The organism is Nocardiopsis yanglingensis, assembly GCF_045809185.1.
GTDB lineage: Bacteria > Pseudomonadota > Gammaproteobacteria > Xanthomonadales > Xanthomonadaceae > Stenotrophomonas > Stenotrophomonas yanglingensis.
On sequence record NZ_JBJNRH010000003.1, the window covers coordinates 114,752 to 130,228 of the forward strand.

Genomic DNA, 15,477 nt, shown 5'->3' on the forward strand with positions numbered 1-15,477 from the left:
GGACGTTCAATGCCCGCTTGTGGAGGGCCCGGTTCCGGTTACGGTGCGATGCACCGTCTGCTGCAACGTATCGAGATGGAATGGTTTGGCCACGAACGGTGCGCGGCGATGTCGCGCGGGAACGAGCTGGTCATAGACCGCTGACACGAACAGATAGGGAATGCCAAGGTCGGCCAGGCGGTCGGCGACCGGAAACGCCACGCCGTCACGCAGCTCCACATCCAGTACGGCGCCATCGAAGTGCTGGGTGTCGAGCAATCCCATCGCGTCGAACACGCTGTAGGCATGTGTCACCTGGCCACCCCCGTCCTGCAGCGCCCGTTCCATCAAGGCGGCCAGGTCGAACTGATCCTCCACCAGCAACAGGTTGCAGGTGCGCGTGTGGGATTGGGGATGCATGCCGGTGGTGCCTGTCTTGCGTGGGGTACTGCAGTGTGCCCGGCAGTGCATCAACAGCGTGGATGGGTGGCGTCAGGTTGGCGCGAAGTGTCGCCTGCCTTGGCGGGTTTCTGGCGGGGGGCTTCATCGCACCGACTGCGGTACGCGTCTCAGCTTGCGCGTGTCATAGCCCATCGCAGCAATGCGCTGCACCGCTTGCTGGTAGTCGCTTTCCGAGACGTGGGGGGTGCGTGCCATGTACCAGACGTAGTCGCGCTTGCTCCGCGCGACGATGGTCTGCCGGTAGTCTTCGTCGAGCCAGGCGATGATGTATTCGGCCTGGATCGGCCAGATGAACTGCATGCCCCAGAGGGCGCCGTTTCCTTCCTTCTCCACCCGGCCAATCGGATGCATCGACTTCTGCGGAGCGTCGAAGCTGCCCTTGCGATAGGTGAAGGTGGTCTGGATGCGTCCATCCGGTCGCAGTGCGTAGCTCTCCACGGCATCGAAGGCCTCGCGCTCGGGCCGCGACGGAATGTGTGCGATCACATACCAGTCGCCCATGAAGCGCGGCACGTCCACCGCAGGTGGGCGCGGCAGGGGGCGGCTATCGCTCGCGCTGCAGCCGGAACCGAACAGGCTGACTGCAAGCAAGGGGAGCAGCGAGAACATGCGCATGTGACACCTCAACGGGGACGGAACAGGTAGTGGGCCACCAGCCACTGCTGGCCGTCGTCATAACCGAACAGTTCGGCACAGGCCATCCAGAACATGCGCCAGCGCTGCCACCAGATCTTCGCTGCAGCCTGGCCATAAGTGGCGGCCAGTACGGGCATCACTTCCTCGCGCGCTGCATCCTGGTTGGCCAGCCAGTGATCGGCGGTGCGCTGGTAATGGGTGCCGTCCAGCAGCCAGCGTTGGTCCAGGCGCAGGTCGCGCTGGAAATGCAGCAGCGTGTCGGCGGCCGGCATCAGTCCGCCGGTAAAGAAGTGGCGCCCCATCCAGTTGTCGCCGCCGTCTGTCTCGAACGGATACATCAGCGTGCGATGGGCGAAGATGTGCACGAAGAGCGCGCCATCCGGTTTCAGCCATCGTGCGATGCCTGCCAGCAGGCGCTGGTAGTTGCGTACGTGCTCGAACATCTCCACCGAGACGCAGCGATCGAACCGGGCCGTTGGCAGGTCAAGCTGGTTGACGTCACGGGTCAGCACCTCGACGTTGCCCAGGCCGCGCGCCTGGCACTGCGCCATGATGTGCTGGCGTTGGCTGTGTGAGTTGGAGACGGCGGTGATATGCGCCTGCGGATAGCGTTCGGCCATCCACAGGGTCAATGAACCCCAGCCGCAGCCCAGCTCAAGAATCTGCTGGCCATCGACCAGTCCCGCGCGCTGGGCGTACAGTTCCAGCATGGCGTCCTCCGCCTGGTCCAGCGTTTCGCGCCCGGTGGGGTAGTAGCAGCTGCTGTACTTCAGTCGTTTGCCCAGGCAAGCCTGGAAAAAGGCTGCCGGCACTTCATAGTGCTGGCGGTTGGCCGCGTCGGTATGCAGCGCGAGTGGGCTGTCGGCCAGCTCGGCGATGCGCTGGCTGAAGCGTGTGGATTGGCCTTCGATGCCGCCTTCGCCTTCCTCATGCAGACGTTGCGCGCACAAGCGGCGGATACCCGCACGCAGCGCCGCATCGGGGACCAGTCCACGTTCGGCCCAGGCGATCAGCCCGGTTTCCGCATCTTCGGCCGGATTCAGTGACGGGATCGCGCTCATGCGGAATGCTCCTTGGAAGAACGGGGGAACCAGGGAAAGAACATCGAGGTACTGCGCTGGTAGGCGCGGTAGTCGTCGCCACGGCTGCGCAGTGCCTGTTTCTCGGTGAACGGAATGCCGCTGAGGTAGCGCAGGAACACGTACATCAGCAGCGGGCCGGCCAAGGCCAGCCACCACAGTGGCGAGCCGACCGCGAGCAGGGCGTAGCTGAACCAGTGCAGCCACTCGAAGAAGTAGTTGGGGTGGCGGGAGTAACGCCAGAGGCCATCGCGGCAGGTGCGGCCCTTGTTCTCCGGATCGGCGCGGAAGCGGGCCAGCTGATGGTCGGCCAGGCTTTCGCCGCCGACGCTCAGCAGCCAGACCAGCGCTGCGGCGACCACCCACAGGCTCAGATCGGTTCGAGGATTGGCAGACACCGCCACGAAGGGCAGGGCGAACAGGACGATCAGCAGGGCCTGCGCCATGAAGAAGCCGAAGATCCTGCCCTGATGCCCGTGCCAGTACTCGCGCAGGTAGCGGTAGCGTCCGTCCTCCTGTTCGTGGCGGACCCGGTGCCACAGATGCAGGGCCAGGCGGCTGCCCCACAGTCCACCCAGCACGCCCAGCGCAACCCGTGGCATCACGGCGCCGTCGCCGAGCACCGCCAGCAACAGGGCCGATGCGCCCACGCCCTTGGCCCAGAGCACATCGACCACGCCGATGTTGTGGTGGCGGCGCTGCCAGGCCCAGCCCCAGCTCATCACCAGCACGGCGTACAGCAGGACCCACAGCAGATTGATCATGACGACGCTCCTGCGAAGGGCGGCTGCGGGGTGTGCATGCCGCGACCGGCGGTGTGGCACAGCAGGGAAAGCGCAATGCTCCAGCCCGCGCCCAGGACCAGCAGCCCCGGCCATGCAGGATCTGCGAACCGCACTGCATCGAACCCCCGTGCGGCGGAGAGATAGGCCAGAGGTGCCAGCAGCAGGCCGAACAGAGGCGGCAGCGCCGGGTGGCGCTGCAGGAAGCGCATCGACGCGGTCAGCGTCATCGCGAACGCTGCCCACAACGCCATGATCCAGGGCGGCGGCGCCCAACCCAGCGGAGCTGCCGCGTAGCGCACCGTACCGCTGGCGGCGGTACTGGCATCGACCAGCCATGCGCAGGCCAGCGCCAACAGCATCAGCCGAAGATCCAGCCGGGGGTGTGGTGAGGTCAGCAGCTGGCTACCGATGTAGAGCGACGCTGCCAGCAGCGCCGGCCACTGCAAGCCGCGTCCGGCGCCGGCCACGGCGCACAGCCAGATCAGCTGGTTGCCGAGCAGATTGGCCCAGAACCGGCGCATGTCAGCGGCTGTCGGCTGCAGCGAAGACGGGCCGGTGGTCCGGCCGGGCCAGCAACAGATGCGAGACGCCGATCGAACGTTCCAGGAAGCCGCCCTCGCAATAGGCCAGATAGAACTCCCACAGCCGACAGAAGCGCGCATCAAAGCCCTGCGCCTGCACTGCGGGAAGCTGGATCAGGAAGCGCTGGCGCCACGCGCGCAGGGTCAGCGCGTAGGAGTGGCCGAAGTCCTGCTGGGCGATCAGCTGCAGGTCGCTGGCCCGGGTCTTGGCGGCCATGATCGCGTTGATCGATGGGATGAAGCTGCCCGGGAACACATAGCGCTTGATGTAGTCGACGCTGCGCCGGGCCTGTTCGTAGCGATGGTCCTCGATGGTGATGGCCTGCAGCAGTGCAACACCGTCGGGTTTGAGCAGGCGCTGCAGCGTCGCCATGTAGGTGTCCAGGTATTGGGCACCGATGGCTTCGATCATCTCGATCGATACCAGCTTGTCGAACTGGCCCTGCAGGTCGCGGTAGTCCTGCATCAGCAGCGTGACCTGGTCCTGCAGCCCTGCGTCCCGCACGCGCTGGGTGGCCAGCGCATGCTGCTCGACAGAGATGGTGGTGGTGGTGATATGGCAGCCGTAGTACTGGGCGGCATGTACCGCGAAACCACCCCAGCCGGTGCCGATTTCCACCACGCGGTCGCCCGGCTTGAGCTGCAGCTGTCGGCAGATGTGGTCCAGCTTGCGCCGCGAAGCGGATTCCAATGACTCGGATTCGCTGGCGAACAACGCCGACGAGTACATCAGGTCCGGCGACAGGAACAGGGCAAAGAAATCGTTGCCCAGGTCATAGTGCGCGGCAATGTTGCGGCGGCTGCCTTCACGGCTGTTGCGGCGCAGACGGTTCCAGCCCCGCAGCAGCCAGCCTCCCACACGGGCCGGGCCACGCTCCATGCCATCCAGCAGGTCACGATTACGCACCAGCAGCCGGATCAGTGCCACCAGGTCATCGCAGTGCCACTCGCCCTGGATGTAGCTTTCACCTGCACCCACACTGCCTTGCGCAGCAACTTTGCGATAGAACGCCGGGTCATCGATGGTGACGGTGACATGCAGCTCGCCGCGGGCATCGCCCAGCCAGACTTCGCCAAGTGCATCGCGCACGCACAGCCGACCATCGCGCAGGGGGGCAAGCTGGGCCAGCAGGCGGCGGCGCAGGAAAGCATCCAAGGCACCGGGGCGCGGCAGCGCGACCGAAGGAGTCATCGAGTTCATCGCGGTTTCTCGGCAAGAGTGGGGTGGTCGTGCACCGGGTTGCGTTTCAACCACAGCCGCAGTGCGTGCCAGTGAATGGCGGCCACCACCTGGGTGGTCATCAGGGGATAGCAGGCCAGGACCCGGGCCAGCCCGCGGCCATCCAGGGCACGCCGCTGCATGGCCTGGGTGGCATCGAACTGACGCACGCCGTCGCGCCAGACCTGCATGTGCACGCGCAGATCCTCATCAGGGCAGTTGAACCGCCAGTCGTAATGGCAATCCATCGGCATGAAGGGCGAGACATGGAAGCACTTGTCGAACCGCCAGCGAAGTGAGGTGCCTTCATGCGTGGCCGTCGCGACTGGCAGCACATAGGCGTGCCGTTCCTTCCAGGGCGTGTTGGTGATCTCGGCGACGATGCAGTCCAGGGTGCGGCCATCGGCCCGGTAGCAGTAGTAGAGGCTGACCGGGTTGAACACGTGCCCGGCGAAGCGGAGATGGGTGAGCAGGCGCACCGGGCCGGTCGGCCGGTAGCCGAGCGTGGTTGCAGCGTGGTCGCGCACTGCATCGGCCAAAGGCCGCGCGGGATCGCCGAAGTAGTCGCTGCGACGGAACTCGGCCAGGTTGCGGCGATTGACCGACCATAGCCAGCGGTCGGCGAACACCGTGTCCAGCTCGTCCAGATCGAGCAGCAGCTGCGCGATGGGGTAGCGGAACGCATGCGGGTGTGGAAGGTGCCTGCAGTGCATCACCCGCCCGAAGTAGAGCGCGCTGGCGCTCATGCGGCTACCTCGCCGGAAGCCGCCAAGACGCGGTGCGGCTGGCAGGTGCGCAGGGCATCGACCACGCGGCGGGCACTGCGGATGCCATCCTCATGGAAGCCCCAGCCCCAATAGGCGCCTGCAAACCAGGTGTGGCGGCGGCCCTGCAGTTCCGCCCAGCGCTGCTGTGCCCGCACCGCCGCGTGGTCGTGTACCGGGTGCGCGTAATGCAGGGTGCGCAGCACCTTGCCGGGGTCGATCGCCGCGCTGCGGTTGAGGGTCACCACCAGAGGGGTGTCACCGGGCAGCCCCTGCAGCAGGTTCATGCAGTAGCTGACCGTGCAGGGCGCGGTGCGATCCTGTGGCACGTGCGCGTTCCACGCCGCCCACGCCTTGCGGTTGCGCGGCAGCAACGACGCATCGGTGTGCAGCACCGCTTCATTGGTTTGATAGTGGATGGCGCCGAGCACGTCGCGCTCGATGGGGTCGGCGTCACGCAGCAGCGCCAGGGCCTGGTCGCTGTGGCAGGCCAGGATGACCTCATCGAAGCCTTCCACGCCGGCCGCGCTGTGCACGCGCGCCCCCCAGGGCATGCGCTCGACCGACTGCACCGGGCACTCCAGCCGCTCATGCACCCGCCAGCGGGCGCGCAGGGCGTCGACATAGCGCGCCGATCCGCCGCTCACCACCCGCCACGGCGCACGCCCGGTCATCTGCAGCATCTGGTGGTTGGCCATGAACTGGGCCAGATAGCGCGCCGGGAAGTCCATCACCGTGGCCGTCGGGGACGACCACAGCGCGGAGGCCATCGGCAGCAGGTGCTCGTCGATGAAGGCATCGCCGTAGCGCTGGGTGCGCAGGTACTGCCCCAGCGTTGGGCCCTCGTCTTCTGCCAGCAACAGGGGGGCATCGCGGTAGAACCGGCGCAGGTCGGCCAGCATGCCCCAGAACCGCGGCGACACCAGGTTGCGGCGCTGGCAGAACAGGCCATCCAGCGAGGTGGCGTTGTACTCCACGCCGCTGCGCTCGCTGTGCATCGAGAAGCTCATAGTGGTCGGCTGCGAAGCTACACCCAGCTCGTCGAACAATGCGGTCAGCAGCGGATAGTGCTGGGGATTGAACACGATGAAACCGGTATCCACTGCCATGCGTATACCCGCCACCTCCACGTCGTGGGTGTGGGTATGGCCGCCCAGATAGTCGTTGGCCTCGAACAGCGTGACGTCGTGTTCGCCGTCCAGCCACCAGGCGCTGGCCAGCCCTGCGATGCCCGAACCGATGATCGCGATGCGCATGTCAGTACCTTGCCTTGGCCAGCACCCACTCGGGAATGGGCTTGAGTCCTTTGACCAGGCCCAGCGCCGCCATTGCGCGCAGCCCGTACCAGGTCAGATCCACTTCCCACCAGCGGAAGCCCTGGCGGACGGTGCCCGGGAAGAAGTGATGGTTGTTGTGCCAGCCTTCGCCGAAGGTGAGCAGCGCCAACCACAAGTTGTTGCGGCTGTCGTCGCGGGTCTCGAAGCGGCGGCGGCCAAAGCGGTGCGCCAGCGAATTGATGGTGACCGTGGCGTGGAACAGCACGATGGTGGAAATGAAGAAGCCCCAAACCAGCAGCTGCGGACCAGATGTGTGCAGGCCTGGCGCCCAGCGCTCCAGCCCAGCACCCAGCGCGTACAGCGCTGCGGCCAGCAGTACCGGTACTGCCGTATCGAAGCGGTCCAGCCAGCGCAGCTCCGGGAAGCGCGCCAGGTCCGGTACCCGCGACAGATCGGTGGCGAACGCTTCGCGGGTCAGGAACCAGCCCATGTGGCTGCGCCAGAAGCCACCTTCGCGTGGCGAGTGGGGATCCAGCGGCTGGTCGGCATGCCGATGGTGATGGCGATGATGGGCGGCCCACCAAAGCGGCCCACGCTGCACGCTGGAGGCGCCGATGACAGCGAACACGAACTGCACCGTTCGCGATGCCTGGAAAGTCCGGTGCGAGAAATAGCGGTGATAGAACGCGGTGATGGCGAACATGCGCACCGCGTAGAGTCCTGCTGCGACGATCACCGCTGTCCACGAAATGCCTACCCAGAGTACTGCGATACACGCCAGGTGCATCAGCGCGAACGGCACCGCGCGCAACCAGTCGATGCGGCCGGGTTGTTCGCCGGTGGTCTCTGTGGTGTTGCCGGTATCGATCCAGCGCTGCAACGTACGCAGCAGGCGCCGGCGTCGACGGGGGAGGGGCGCTACAGAGGCCATGACGGATCTCGGCGGGTGTCGTGTCTTCCTGTACGCAGCAGGATGCGCAATGGATGCGCCACGGCGCAGTAAATTTCGGCTTCACCTGGGCGTCACGACGCAACGCTCCACCAGGGGTTGCGCCCACGCCTGTTGCCAGTCGCTTGCCGATCGCCCGGCGGGCGGAGAGTTGAAACGCACGATCACCTGTGGGTAGCTGCCGCGCGCATCGCGCAGGTTGCTGGTGCCGCGGAACTCCAGCAGGCGGCGGTCGGCAGTGGCATAGACCAGGGCCAGGCGCGGCGCGATGCCGCCGTACCAGGTGTCCAGACTGACCTCGATGGCCTGGGCGTCGATGCCCTGCCAGCGAACAGGGCCGGTGCGCCGCACCTGCACCGGAAAGTAGCGCTGGCGGGCCGGCACCAGGAACGGCAGTGTGATGCGCTCGCCCCGCAGCAGCGCTGGCCAGTGCAGGCGCACCGCGGCGTCGAACCCTGCATCGATCACCGCATCCGTCGGCAACTCGAGCTGGCCTTGCCGCAGCGGGCTTGTGCCATCTTCCTGCCAGGAGATCGACACCGAATCGCCGGCGGCCTCTACCTCGGCCTTCTGGCCGCTGCGATGGTCCTCGAGCGAGTAGCCCCGTGCCTGTGGCCAGGCGCTTGCCGGCAGATGCTTGCGCGCGAATGGCTGGCCATCCGGGCATTGGTACAACACCCATCGTTCGGCGCCCTCCGATACCTCGTGCCGCCAGTGCACTTCACGGTAAAGAACGGCGCCCTGGCTGGAGGTCGCCACGCCCTCACTTCGCAGCCAGGGGGCCGCCAGCGCGGCATGGGGCAGGCACAGCAACAGCCAGGCAGTGCGCATGGTCTTCATCCGGAAGGAGAGGGCCCAGGTGATACGGCGGAGGCGGCCGGTTGGATGCGCAGTGCCGGCTGCATCCAATGGCTGCTCCCGCGCGTACAGAGGACAGACCTTCACCTGCCCGCCGCGAACGCAGATGTACCCTGACGCCGCCAGCACTCTCCTCAACTTCGATACCGCACGCACCGTGTCCAGTTCCCAGCAGCCCAGCAGCGAGCCGACGAACTGGGCCGGTGACATGGATGGCGTGGCGCGGCTGCGCGACCGCGACTGTTTCATGCGGATCTACGACTACTTCATGCCGCGGCTGTGCGTGTACCTGCGCGGCCTGGGTGCAGCTGATGCCATGGCCGAAGAAGTGGCGCAGGAGTGCCTGTTGCGGCTGTGGCTTCGTGCCGCTGATTATGATCCTGCACAGGGCGCGCTGAGCACCTGGCTGTATCGCATCGCCCGCAACCTGCATATCGATCGAGTGCGGCGTGAACGCAGCTGGATGCAGGTGCAGGCGGCGGTGGAGGATGCGGCAACACTGGATGTGATCGAGCGCAGCAGTGCCGAGCAGTTCGCCGATCAGGCGCGTCTGCGCCAGCGCATCAACGAGCTGCCTGCGGTGCAGGCGCGGCTGGTGCGGATGTCCTATTTCGAAGCCAAGAGCCACAGCGAAATCGCCGAGGCGCTGGGCATGCCTCTGGGGACGGTCAAATCACACCTGCGCCGAGCGTTCCTGCAACTGCAGGCGAAAGTGGGAGGTGCGCCATGAACCCGCACCACCACCTGCACGAATCCACCCTGATGAGCTATGCCGCCGGGGCGCTGCCGGCGCCGTTGAGCATCGTGGCCGGTGCCCACCTGGAGCAGTGCCCGCATTGCCGTCAGCGCCTGCGCGACGCCGAAGCGATCGGTTCGGTGCTGCTGGAGCAGACCCAGCCGTCTGCAACCGACGCGCGCCGCGAGCAGTTGCGCGAGGCGATGCTGATGCGGCTGGCTGCAGAGGCGCCGACGGCCATCGCTGGGCTCGCACGTGCCGTGCCGAAGGAGCGGCCCGAGGCCAACCCGGACCATCTACCTGCCTCTCTGCATCCGTATTTCGGCAGCTCGCTCAGCGGCCTGCGCTGGCGTTGGATGGCGCCGGGGGTGCACTGCATCCGTGCCGAGCAGATGCCTTCGCTGATCATGCTGAAGATCGCCCCAGGCAAATGCCTGCCCATGCACAGCCATGGCCGCAGCGAGCTGACCCAGATTCTGCGTGGCTCGTACAACGATGCGCTGGGGTTGTTCGCACCGGGCGATGTTGCGGATCTGGATGAGGATGTAGAACATCAACCGGTAACCGCGCCGGGCGTGCCGTGCATCTGTGTATCAGCGTTGGATGCGCCGTTGGTGTTCAGCGGTTGGCTGGCGCGGAAGATCCAGCGGTTTGTGAAGCTCTAGGATGAGTGCGGCGATGGCAACGGGCGCGCTACGGGTTCTGTTGACCGGTGCCGCGGGGCTGGTGGGGCAGGGTGTGGCCCTGGCCTGCCAGCGCTCGCCCCGGGTCGCCAATCTGACCGCGCTGGTCCGGCACCCGGGAAGCCTCAACGGCAGCGGCAGCGAACTGATCGTGCCTGACTTCCTCAGGATCGAGGAACGGCAGGATGTTCTGTCGGGGTTCGATGCCTGCTTCTACTGCGCGGGTGCTCCACCGGTGGGCACGGCCGAGGCCGAGTATCGACGGGTGACACTGGACACCACTTTGGCCGTCGCCCGCGCCTGGGCCACGGCGAACCCACAGGGGTGTTTCCTGTATGTATCCGGCGCGGGTGCGGATGCGCGACGCCGGTTGATGCCGTTGCGGGTCAAGGGCGAAACCGAGCGGGCACTGCAGGCGCTGCCGGTCCGCACGGTCATGCTGCGTCCGGGTGGCGTGCGCCCCGTGCAAGGCACCGGCACCCGTCATGGCCTGCTGAAGCCGCTGTACTGGGGTGGCGCACCCTTGATGAAACTGGCGGGTGTGATCGCGCCGTCACTGGTGACCAGCAACCTGGCACTGGGCCAGGCGATGATTGCGCTGGCCGGCATGGAGCATTCGCCGGCGACGGTGGAGTGCGCGGACATCAACCGGATCGCGACGGACGTGCGCGATCCGGTTGCCTGATCTCAGTGCGCCGCACCTTCCAGCGCGGTACGCACCGCCTGGGCCAGGTCGCTGCGGGTAAATGGCTTGGGCAGCAGCGCGGCCGCCCGGCCCTGGCTGCCGACCGCGTCGTGATCGCGTGGATAGCCTGAGGTGAACAGGACCGCGACGTCGGGCCAGCGCTCCCGGACTTCCCGCACCAGCTCCCAGCCCGACATGCCGGGCATCACCACGTCGGAGAACAGCAGGTCGACCGTGGTGTCCGGACGCTCCAGCAGGCGCAGTGCGGATGGGCCATCGTGCGCTTCCAGCACGCGATAGCCCAGCAGGCGCAGTGCATCAACGGTGTGCGCACGCACATCATCGTTGTCCTCGGCCACCAGGATGGTTTCCTCGCGTGGCGAGTAACCGGCCAGGCCGGTCGGTGGTGCCTCGCAGGGCAGGGCCAGTGCCGAACGCGGGAACATCATGGTGATGCTGGTGCCGCCGCCCTCCACCGAATCGATCAGTACATGGCCGCCGGACTGCTTGACGAAGCCATGCACCATCGACAGGCCCAGGCCGGTACCACGGCCAACCTGCTTGGTGGTGAAGAAGGGTTCGAACACGCGCGCGAGGGTGGCCGCGTCCATGCCGTGGCCATTGTCGCGAACCCGCAGCATCACGTACTCGCCAGGCGCTGCATCGGGGAACAAGGCGGCGTAGTCGTGGTCGAGATGGCTGTTGTCGACCTCGATCACCAGCCGGCCGCCGTGGGGCATGGCATCGCGGGCGTTGACGGCCAGGTTGAGTACCGATGCCTCCAGCTGGCTGACGTCGATCTCGACGCACCAGACGTCCTCGGCGGCACGGATTTCCAGCTGTACCAGCTCACCCAGGGCGCGCTGCAGCATGTCATGCATGTCCAGCAGGCGGTCGTTGAGATTGGCTGCCTGGCTGTGCAGTGGCTGGCGCCGGGCAAATGCCAGCAGGCGCTGGGTCAGGCTGGCGGCACGGCCCACGCCTTTCAGAGCATTGTCCAGCGCACGACTGACCATGGCGCCCGGCTCGCCGGCCCGCTCGCTGAGCAGCATGGCGTGTTCAACGTTGCCGGAAATCACCGTCAGGATGTTGTTGAAATCGTGGGCGATGCCGCCGGTGAGCTGGCCCACCGCTTCAATCTTCTGTGACTGGCGCAGCGCATGCTCGGCCTGCAGGCGTGCAGTCGTTTCCACCGCTTCGGAGACCACGGCGGTCACCGCGCCCTCGGCATCCAGTAGCGGACGGAACGAGAAATCGTAGCTGCGGCGGCCGGTCGGCAGTTCCAGCTCCAGCGCATGCAACGAGCTGTGGCCCTTCGCGGCAGCGGCAATGGCCTGGTCCACGAGGATGCCGACGTCATCGCTGGTGGCAAACCACGGCGATTGCCCATAGCGCTGACCTACAACGTCGGGCTTGTCGGCCAACACGGCAGCCAACGACGCGACATTGGCGTCGACCACGCGGCCATCCAGGTCCAGCAGCACCTGATGCTGGAAGCTGGATTCGAAGATGGCCTGCAAGCGCCGCTTGCTGGCCCGGAGTTCGGTGGTACGCGCCTGCACCTGCCGTTCGAGCAGCTGGTTGTCTTCGCGCAGGGCCAGCTCCGCCTGCTTCAGCCCGGAGACGTCGCTGCCCAGGCAGATGTAGCCGACCACGGCGCCGTCGGCGCCTCGCTCCGGCACGCAGTCCATCTGCACGAAACGTGATTCGCCGCTGCGGTGGGCCAGCTCCACCTGGAAGCGGGTGCGCTCGCCCTGCAGCACCCGCTCGATGCTGGGCAGGGCATGTTCGAAGGCGGAAATGCCGCTGACATCGCGCGCCGTACGGCCCAGCAGTTCAGCCAGGCTGACGCCGTGCCAGTCGAGGAAGGCCTTGTTGGCGAAGCGGTAGCGATGCTCCCTGTCGAGCTGGGCGATCAGTGCCGGTACGGCATCAGTCACCTGCTGCAGCTGGGCCTGGCTGTCATTCAGGGCGGCCTGCGCGTGGGCCAGCTGGGTGCGCTCATGCGCCTCCTGGCGGGCGCGGCGGATCGCATCCGGCAGGCGTTGCAGGCGCTGCTTGACCACGTAGTCGCGCGCGCCGCGGGTCAGGGCCTGTACCGCCAGCTCCTCGGTAAGCGTGCCGGAGACAAAGATGAAGGGCGTCTGCGGGATGCGCTCACGGGCCAGCGCCAGCGCGGCGTCGCCATCGAATCCCGGCAGCACATGATCGGCCAGGATGACATCGAAGGCGCGATTCTCGATCGCCTCGATGAAGGCATTGCGGGTCCACAGGCGCTCAGCCTCGAAGTCGAGGCCGGCCCGCTGCAGTTGTGCGGTGATCAGCTCCGCATCAAGCGCACTGTCCTCCAGCATGAGGATGCGCAGGCGCTCGCTGCGGCGCGATCCATCACGCATTGTGCTGCCCCGAGCCGTTGGGGCGATGCGGCGGTGGCTGGTTGGTGATGCCCCAGAACATGCCCAGGCCCTGGATCGCGTCGAAGAATTCCTTGAAATCGACTGGCTTGACCACGAACGCATTGACGCCCAGTTCGTAACTGCGCACCAGATCCTGCTCTTCGCGGGAGGAGGTCAGCATCACCACCGGCGTGCTGCTCAGGTTCGAATCGCCACGCACCTGCTCCAGCACCTCCAGGCCGTTCACCTTGGGCAGCTTCAGGTCCAGCAGCACCACCACCGGGCCGCCGTGATTGGCGCCGGCGAATTTGCCTTCGCAGCGCAGGTAATCCAGCGCTTCGGCGCCGTCACGTACATGGATGACATCGTTCAGCAACTGGCAACGCGCAAGTGCGGCCAGCGTCAGCTCTGCATCTTTGGGGCTGTCCTCTACCAGGAGGATCGGCCGCAGGTCCCTCATGGGTGATCTCCTGTGGAACGGGGTAAAGTGAAATGGATCGTGGCGCCCTTGCCGGGTTCGCCCTCGGCCCAGGTCCTGCCGCCATGGCGGCCGACGATACGGCGCACATTGGCCAGGCCGATGCCGGTGCCTTCGAATTCCTCGACGTGATGCAGGCGCTGGAACACGCCGAACAGCTTGTCGACATAACGCATGTCGAAACCGCAGCCGTTGTCGCGCACGAAGAAGTGTTCTTCGTCGTCGTTTCGCTGGTGACCGACCTCGATAACCGCCTGATCGCGCTCACGGGTGAATTTGACCGCGTTGGCCAGCAGGTTCTGCCAGACCAGGCGCATCATCGTCGGGTCGGCCTGCACCTCCGGCAGCGGCGCCAGCGTCCACTGCACGTCGCGTCCGGCGTAGTCCAGTGCCAGACTCCTGCGGACATCCTCGGCCAGTGCTGCCATGTCCAGCCGCACCCGGCCGAGCGTGGAGCGGCCCATCTGCGAGAAGCTCAGCAGGTCGTCCACCAGCGTTCCGGCAGATTTGGCCGATTCCACGATGGTATCCAGGAAGCGGCGCTCGGTATCGTTGAGGCGTTCGCCGGCCGAGCTTCCCAGCAGTTCCGAGTAGCCGACGATGTGGCGGAAGGGCGCACGCAGGTCGTGGCTGACCGAATAGGAAAACGCTTCGAGTTCCTTGTTGCTGCGGACCAGCTGCTCGTTGAGCTCAGCCATTTCCTCGGCCTTGCGCAGCACGATGTCGACGATGGCCGTGCGCATTTCGTGCGCGGCATCGCGGTCGGCGTCGTTCCACGGCAGGCTGCGCTGCTGAACGGTTTCCTTCCACGCCTCGAAGGAGCTGCGCGGAGACAACGCCACGCCGGGCGCCGCCGCTTTGCGTGGGTCGCCACCCCAGCGCACGGTACGCACCACTTCGGGGCGGAACCACATGAGGTAGCTGTCGTGCAGCTGCGAAATGGACACCGCCAGGACGCCGCTGGCCACGTCGGACAGGCGTGCGCCGGGCGCCCAGTCGGCCGCGAGGTGGTCACTACAATACGTTTCCTGCCCGGCCTGCTGTGCGGCCAGCCAATCGGCCAGGGCCAGCACGTCGGTCGCGAGCGGGCACTGGCCCACACGCATGCAGTCGCCCTTGTGCACAATGGCGGCGCCTGCGGCACCGGTCAGCGACAGCAGGCTGGCTTCATCGTGGCGCAGCGCAGCCATGAAATCCTCGTCGCCGGCCATGCGTGCCAGCAGCTTGACCAGCACCGAGCGGCGCGCCACGCGCTCTTCGATGGCACGTGCGCGCTCCTTCAGGGCGATCTGCAGCGAGAGGATCTGGCCCATGAATTCACAGGCGGTGCGCACGTGATAGGGCAGGCGGCGCGGCTGCACCGTGTGGCAGGACACCAGGCCCCACAGCTGGCCCTCATGCACCAGCGACACCGACATCGATGCGCCGGTGCCCATGTTGCGCATGTACTGCAGGTGCACGGGCGAAACGCTGCGCAGCACGGCCAGGCTCAGGTCGGTGGCCGGCGCGTCGCGGTGCTCCTCGCTGCGCATCAGCGGGGCGGGGGTGTAGTTGTTGTCCGCGATCAATCGCACCCGGTTGCGCCGGTACAGCTCGCGGGCCTGGGCCGGAATGTCCGATTCGGGGAAGCGCAGGTCCAGGTAGGACGGCAACAGGCCGTTGCCATCCTCGGCGACCACCATACCGTTCCAGCCGGCATCGAACTGGTAGACCAGGGTGCGGTCGAAGCCAGTCAGCCGGCGCATGTGCGCGGCCGCCAGCTGGCACAGATCTTCCACGGTGGTGGCCGATTCGATGCCGGTCATCAGTTCGCGGATCGACGGATACAGTTCTTCCAGCGAACCCGGCTGGCCGGGAACCGGTGCCTCCAGCTCGACCAGCAGATCGGTGGCGGATCGATGCACCAACAG

General features: G+C 66.5%; 16 protein-coding genes. 3 read left to right on the forward strand and 13 right to left on the reverse strand.

Annotated features, from left to right (window positions below; all coding sequences use genetic code 11):
• Positions 1-6 precede the first annotated feature (6 nt).
• The 10 genes from ACJ7C5_RS06390 to ACJ7C5_RS06435 form a co-directional block, all read right to left on the reverse strand.
• Positions 7-399, reverse strand: a complete 393-nt coding sequence (locus ACJ7C5_RS06390) for a response regulator (RefSeq protein ID WP_412703359.1) — start codon at positions 397-399, stop codon at positions 7-9.
• A gap of 123 nt (positions 400-522) precedes the next feature.
• Positions 523-1,050 (reverse strand): lipocalin family protein, encoded by a 528-nt coding sequence (locus ACJ7C5_RS06395; protein WP_412703360.1) that lies wholly within the window; start codon positions 1,048-1,050, stop codon positions 523-525.
• 14 nt (positions 1,051-1,064) lie between these two features.
• Entirely contained in the window at positions 1,065-2,138 is a 1,074-nt protein-coding gene (locus ACJ7C5_RS06400) for an SAM-dependent methyltransferase (protein WP_412703361.1), read from the reverse strand.
• A complete protein-coding gene (locus ACJ7C5_RS06405; RefSeq protein ID WP_412703362.1) occupies positions 2,135-2,920 on the reverse strand; it encodes a DUF1295 domain-containing protein in 786 nt (261 codons plus the stop codon). Before ACJ7C5_RS06405 ends, ACJ7C5_RS06400 begins: the two co-directional genes overlap by 4 nt.
• Positions 2,917-3,462, reverse strand: coding sequence for a DUF2878 domain-containing protein (locus tag ACJ7C5_RS06410; protein ID WP_412703363.1), 546 nt, complete (start codon positions 3,460-3,462; stop codon positions 2,917-2,919). Before ACJ7C5_RS06410 ends, ACJ7C5_RS06405 begins: the two co-directional genes overlap by 4 nt.
• Before the next feature lies 1 nt (position 3,463).
• Complete coding sequence (locus tag ACJ7C5_RS06415; RefSeq protein ID WP_412703364.1) at positions 3,464-4,723, reverse strand: class I SAM-dependent methyltransferase; 1,260 nt, start codon at positions 4,721-4,723, stop codon at positions 3,464-3,466.
• Complete coding sequence (locus ACJ7C5_RS06420) at positions 4,720-5,487, reverse strand: DUF1365 domain-containing protein (protein WP_412703365.1); 768 nt, start codon at positions 5,485-5,487, stop codon at positions 4,720-4,722. The genes ACJ7C5_RS06415 and ACJ7C5_RS06420 overlap by 4 nt, the downstream gene beginning before the upstream one ends.
• Entirely contained in the window at positions 5,484-6,761 is a 1,278-nt protein-coding gene (locus ACJ7C5_RS06425; RefSeq protein WP_412703366.1) for an NAD(P)/FAD-dependent oxidoreductase, read from the reverse strand. Before ACJ7C5_RS06425 ends, ACJ7C5_RS06420 begins: the two co-directional genes overlap by 4 nt.
• Before the next feature lies 1 nt (position 6,762).
• Positions 6,763-7,713, reverse strand: a complete 951-nt coding sequence (locus ACJ7C5_RS06430) for an acyl-CoA desaturase (RefSeq protein WP_412703367.1) — start codon at positions 7,711-7,713, stop codon at positions 6,763-6,765.
• Positions 7,714-7,794: 81 nt separating this feature from the next.
• Positions 7,795-8,562: a hypothetical protein gene (locus ACJ7C5_RS06435; protein ID WP_412703368.1), complete on the reverse strand. Its 768-nt coding sequence runs from the start codon at positions 8,560-8,562 to the stop codon at positions 7,795-7,797.
• Positions 8,563-8,695: 133 nt separating this feature from the next.
• On the opposite strand from ACJ7C5_RS06435, the gene ACJ7C5_RS06440 reads away from it, so the two are divergent.
• Genes ACJ7C5_RS06440 through ACJ7C5_RS06450 form a run of 3 tightly spaced genes read left to right on the forward strand, consistent with a single transcriptional unit; the run spans position 8,696 to position 10,693 of the window.
• A complete protein-coding gene (locus ACJ7C5_RS06440; protein ID WP_412703369.1) occupies positions 8,696-9,319 on the forward strand; it encodes a sigma-70 family RNA polymerase sigma factor in 624 nt (207 codons plus the stop codon).
• Positions 9,316-9,990, forward strand: coding sequence for a ChrR family anti-sigma-E factor (locus ACJ7C5_RS06445; protein WP_097049080.1), 675 nt, complete (start codon positions 9,316-9,318; stop codon positions 9,988-9,990). Before ACJ7C5_RS06440 ends, ACJ7C5_RS06445 begins: the two co-directional genes overlap by 4 nt.
• A 1-nt stretch (position 9,991) precedes the next feature.
• Positions 9,992-10,693 (forward strand): Rossmann-fold NAD(P)-binding domain-containing protein, encoded by a 702-nt coding sequence (locus ACJ7C5_RS06450; RefSeq protein ID WP_412703370.1) that lies wholly within the window; start codon positions 9,992-9,994, stop codon positions 10,691-10,693.
• A gap of 2 nt (positions 10,694-10,695) precedes the next feature.
• Here the strand turns inward: ACJ7C5_RS06450 and ACJ7C5_RS06455 are convergent, their stop codons facing one another.
• From ACJ7C5_RS06455 to ACJ7C5_RS06465, 3 genes are read right to left on the reverse strand one after another with little or no spacing between them, the layout of a single operon-like run.
• Positions 10,696-13,089, reverse strand: a complete 2,394-nt coding sequence (locus tag ACJ7C5_RS06455; RefSeq protein ID WP_412703371.1) for a response regulator — start codon at positions 13,087-13,089, stop codon at positions 10,696-10,698.
• On the reverse strand, positions 13,082-13,549 hold the full coding sequence (locus ACJ7C5_RS06460) for a response regulator (protein WP_110712290.1): 468 nt from the start codon (positions 13,547-13,549) through the stop codon (positions 13,082-13,084). Before ACJ7C5_RS06460 ends, ACJ7C5_RS06455 begins: the two co-directional genes overlap by 8 nt.
• Positions 13,546-15,471: a sensor histidine kinase gene (locus ACJ7C5_RS06465; RefSeq protein WP_412703536.1), complete on the reverse strand. Its 1,926-nt coding sequence runs from the start codon at positions 15,469-15,471 to the stop codon at positions 13,546-13,548. Before ACJ7C5_RS06465 ends, ACJ7C5_RS06460 begins: the two co-directional genes overlap by 4 nt.
• Positions 15,472-15,477: the final 6 nt, after the last annotated feature.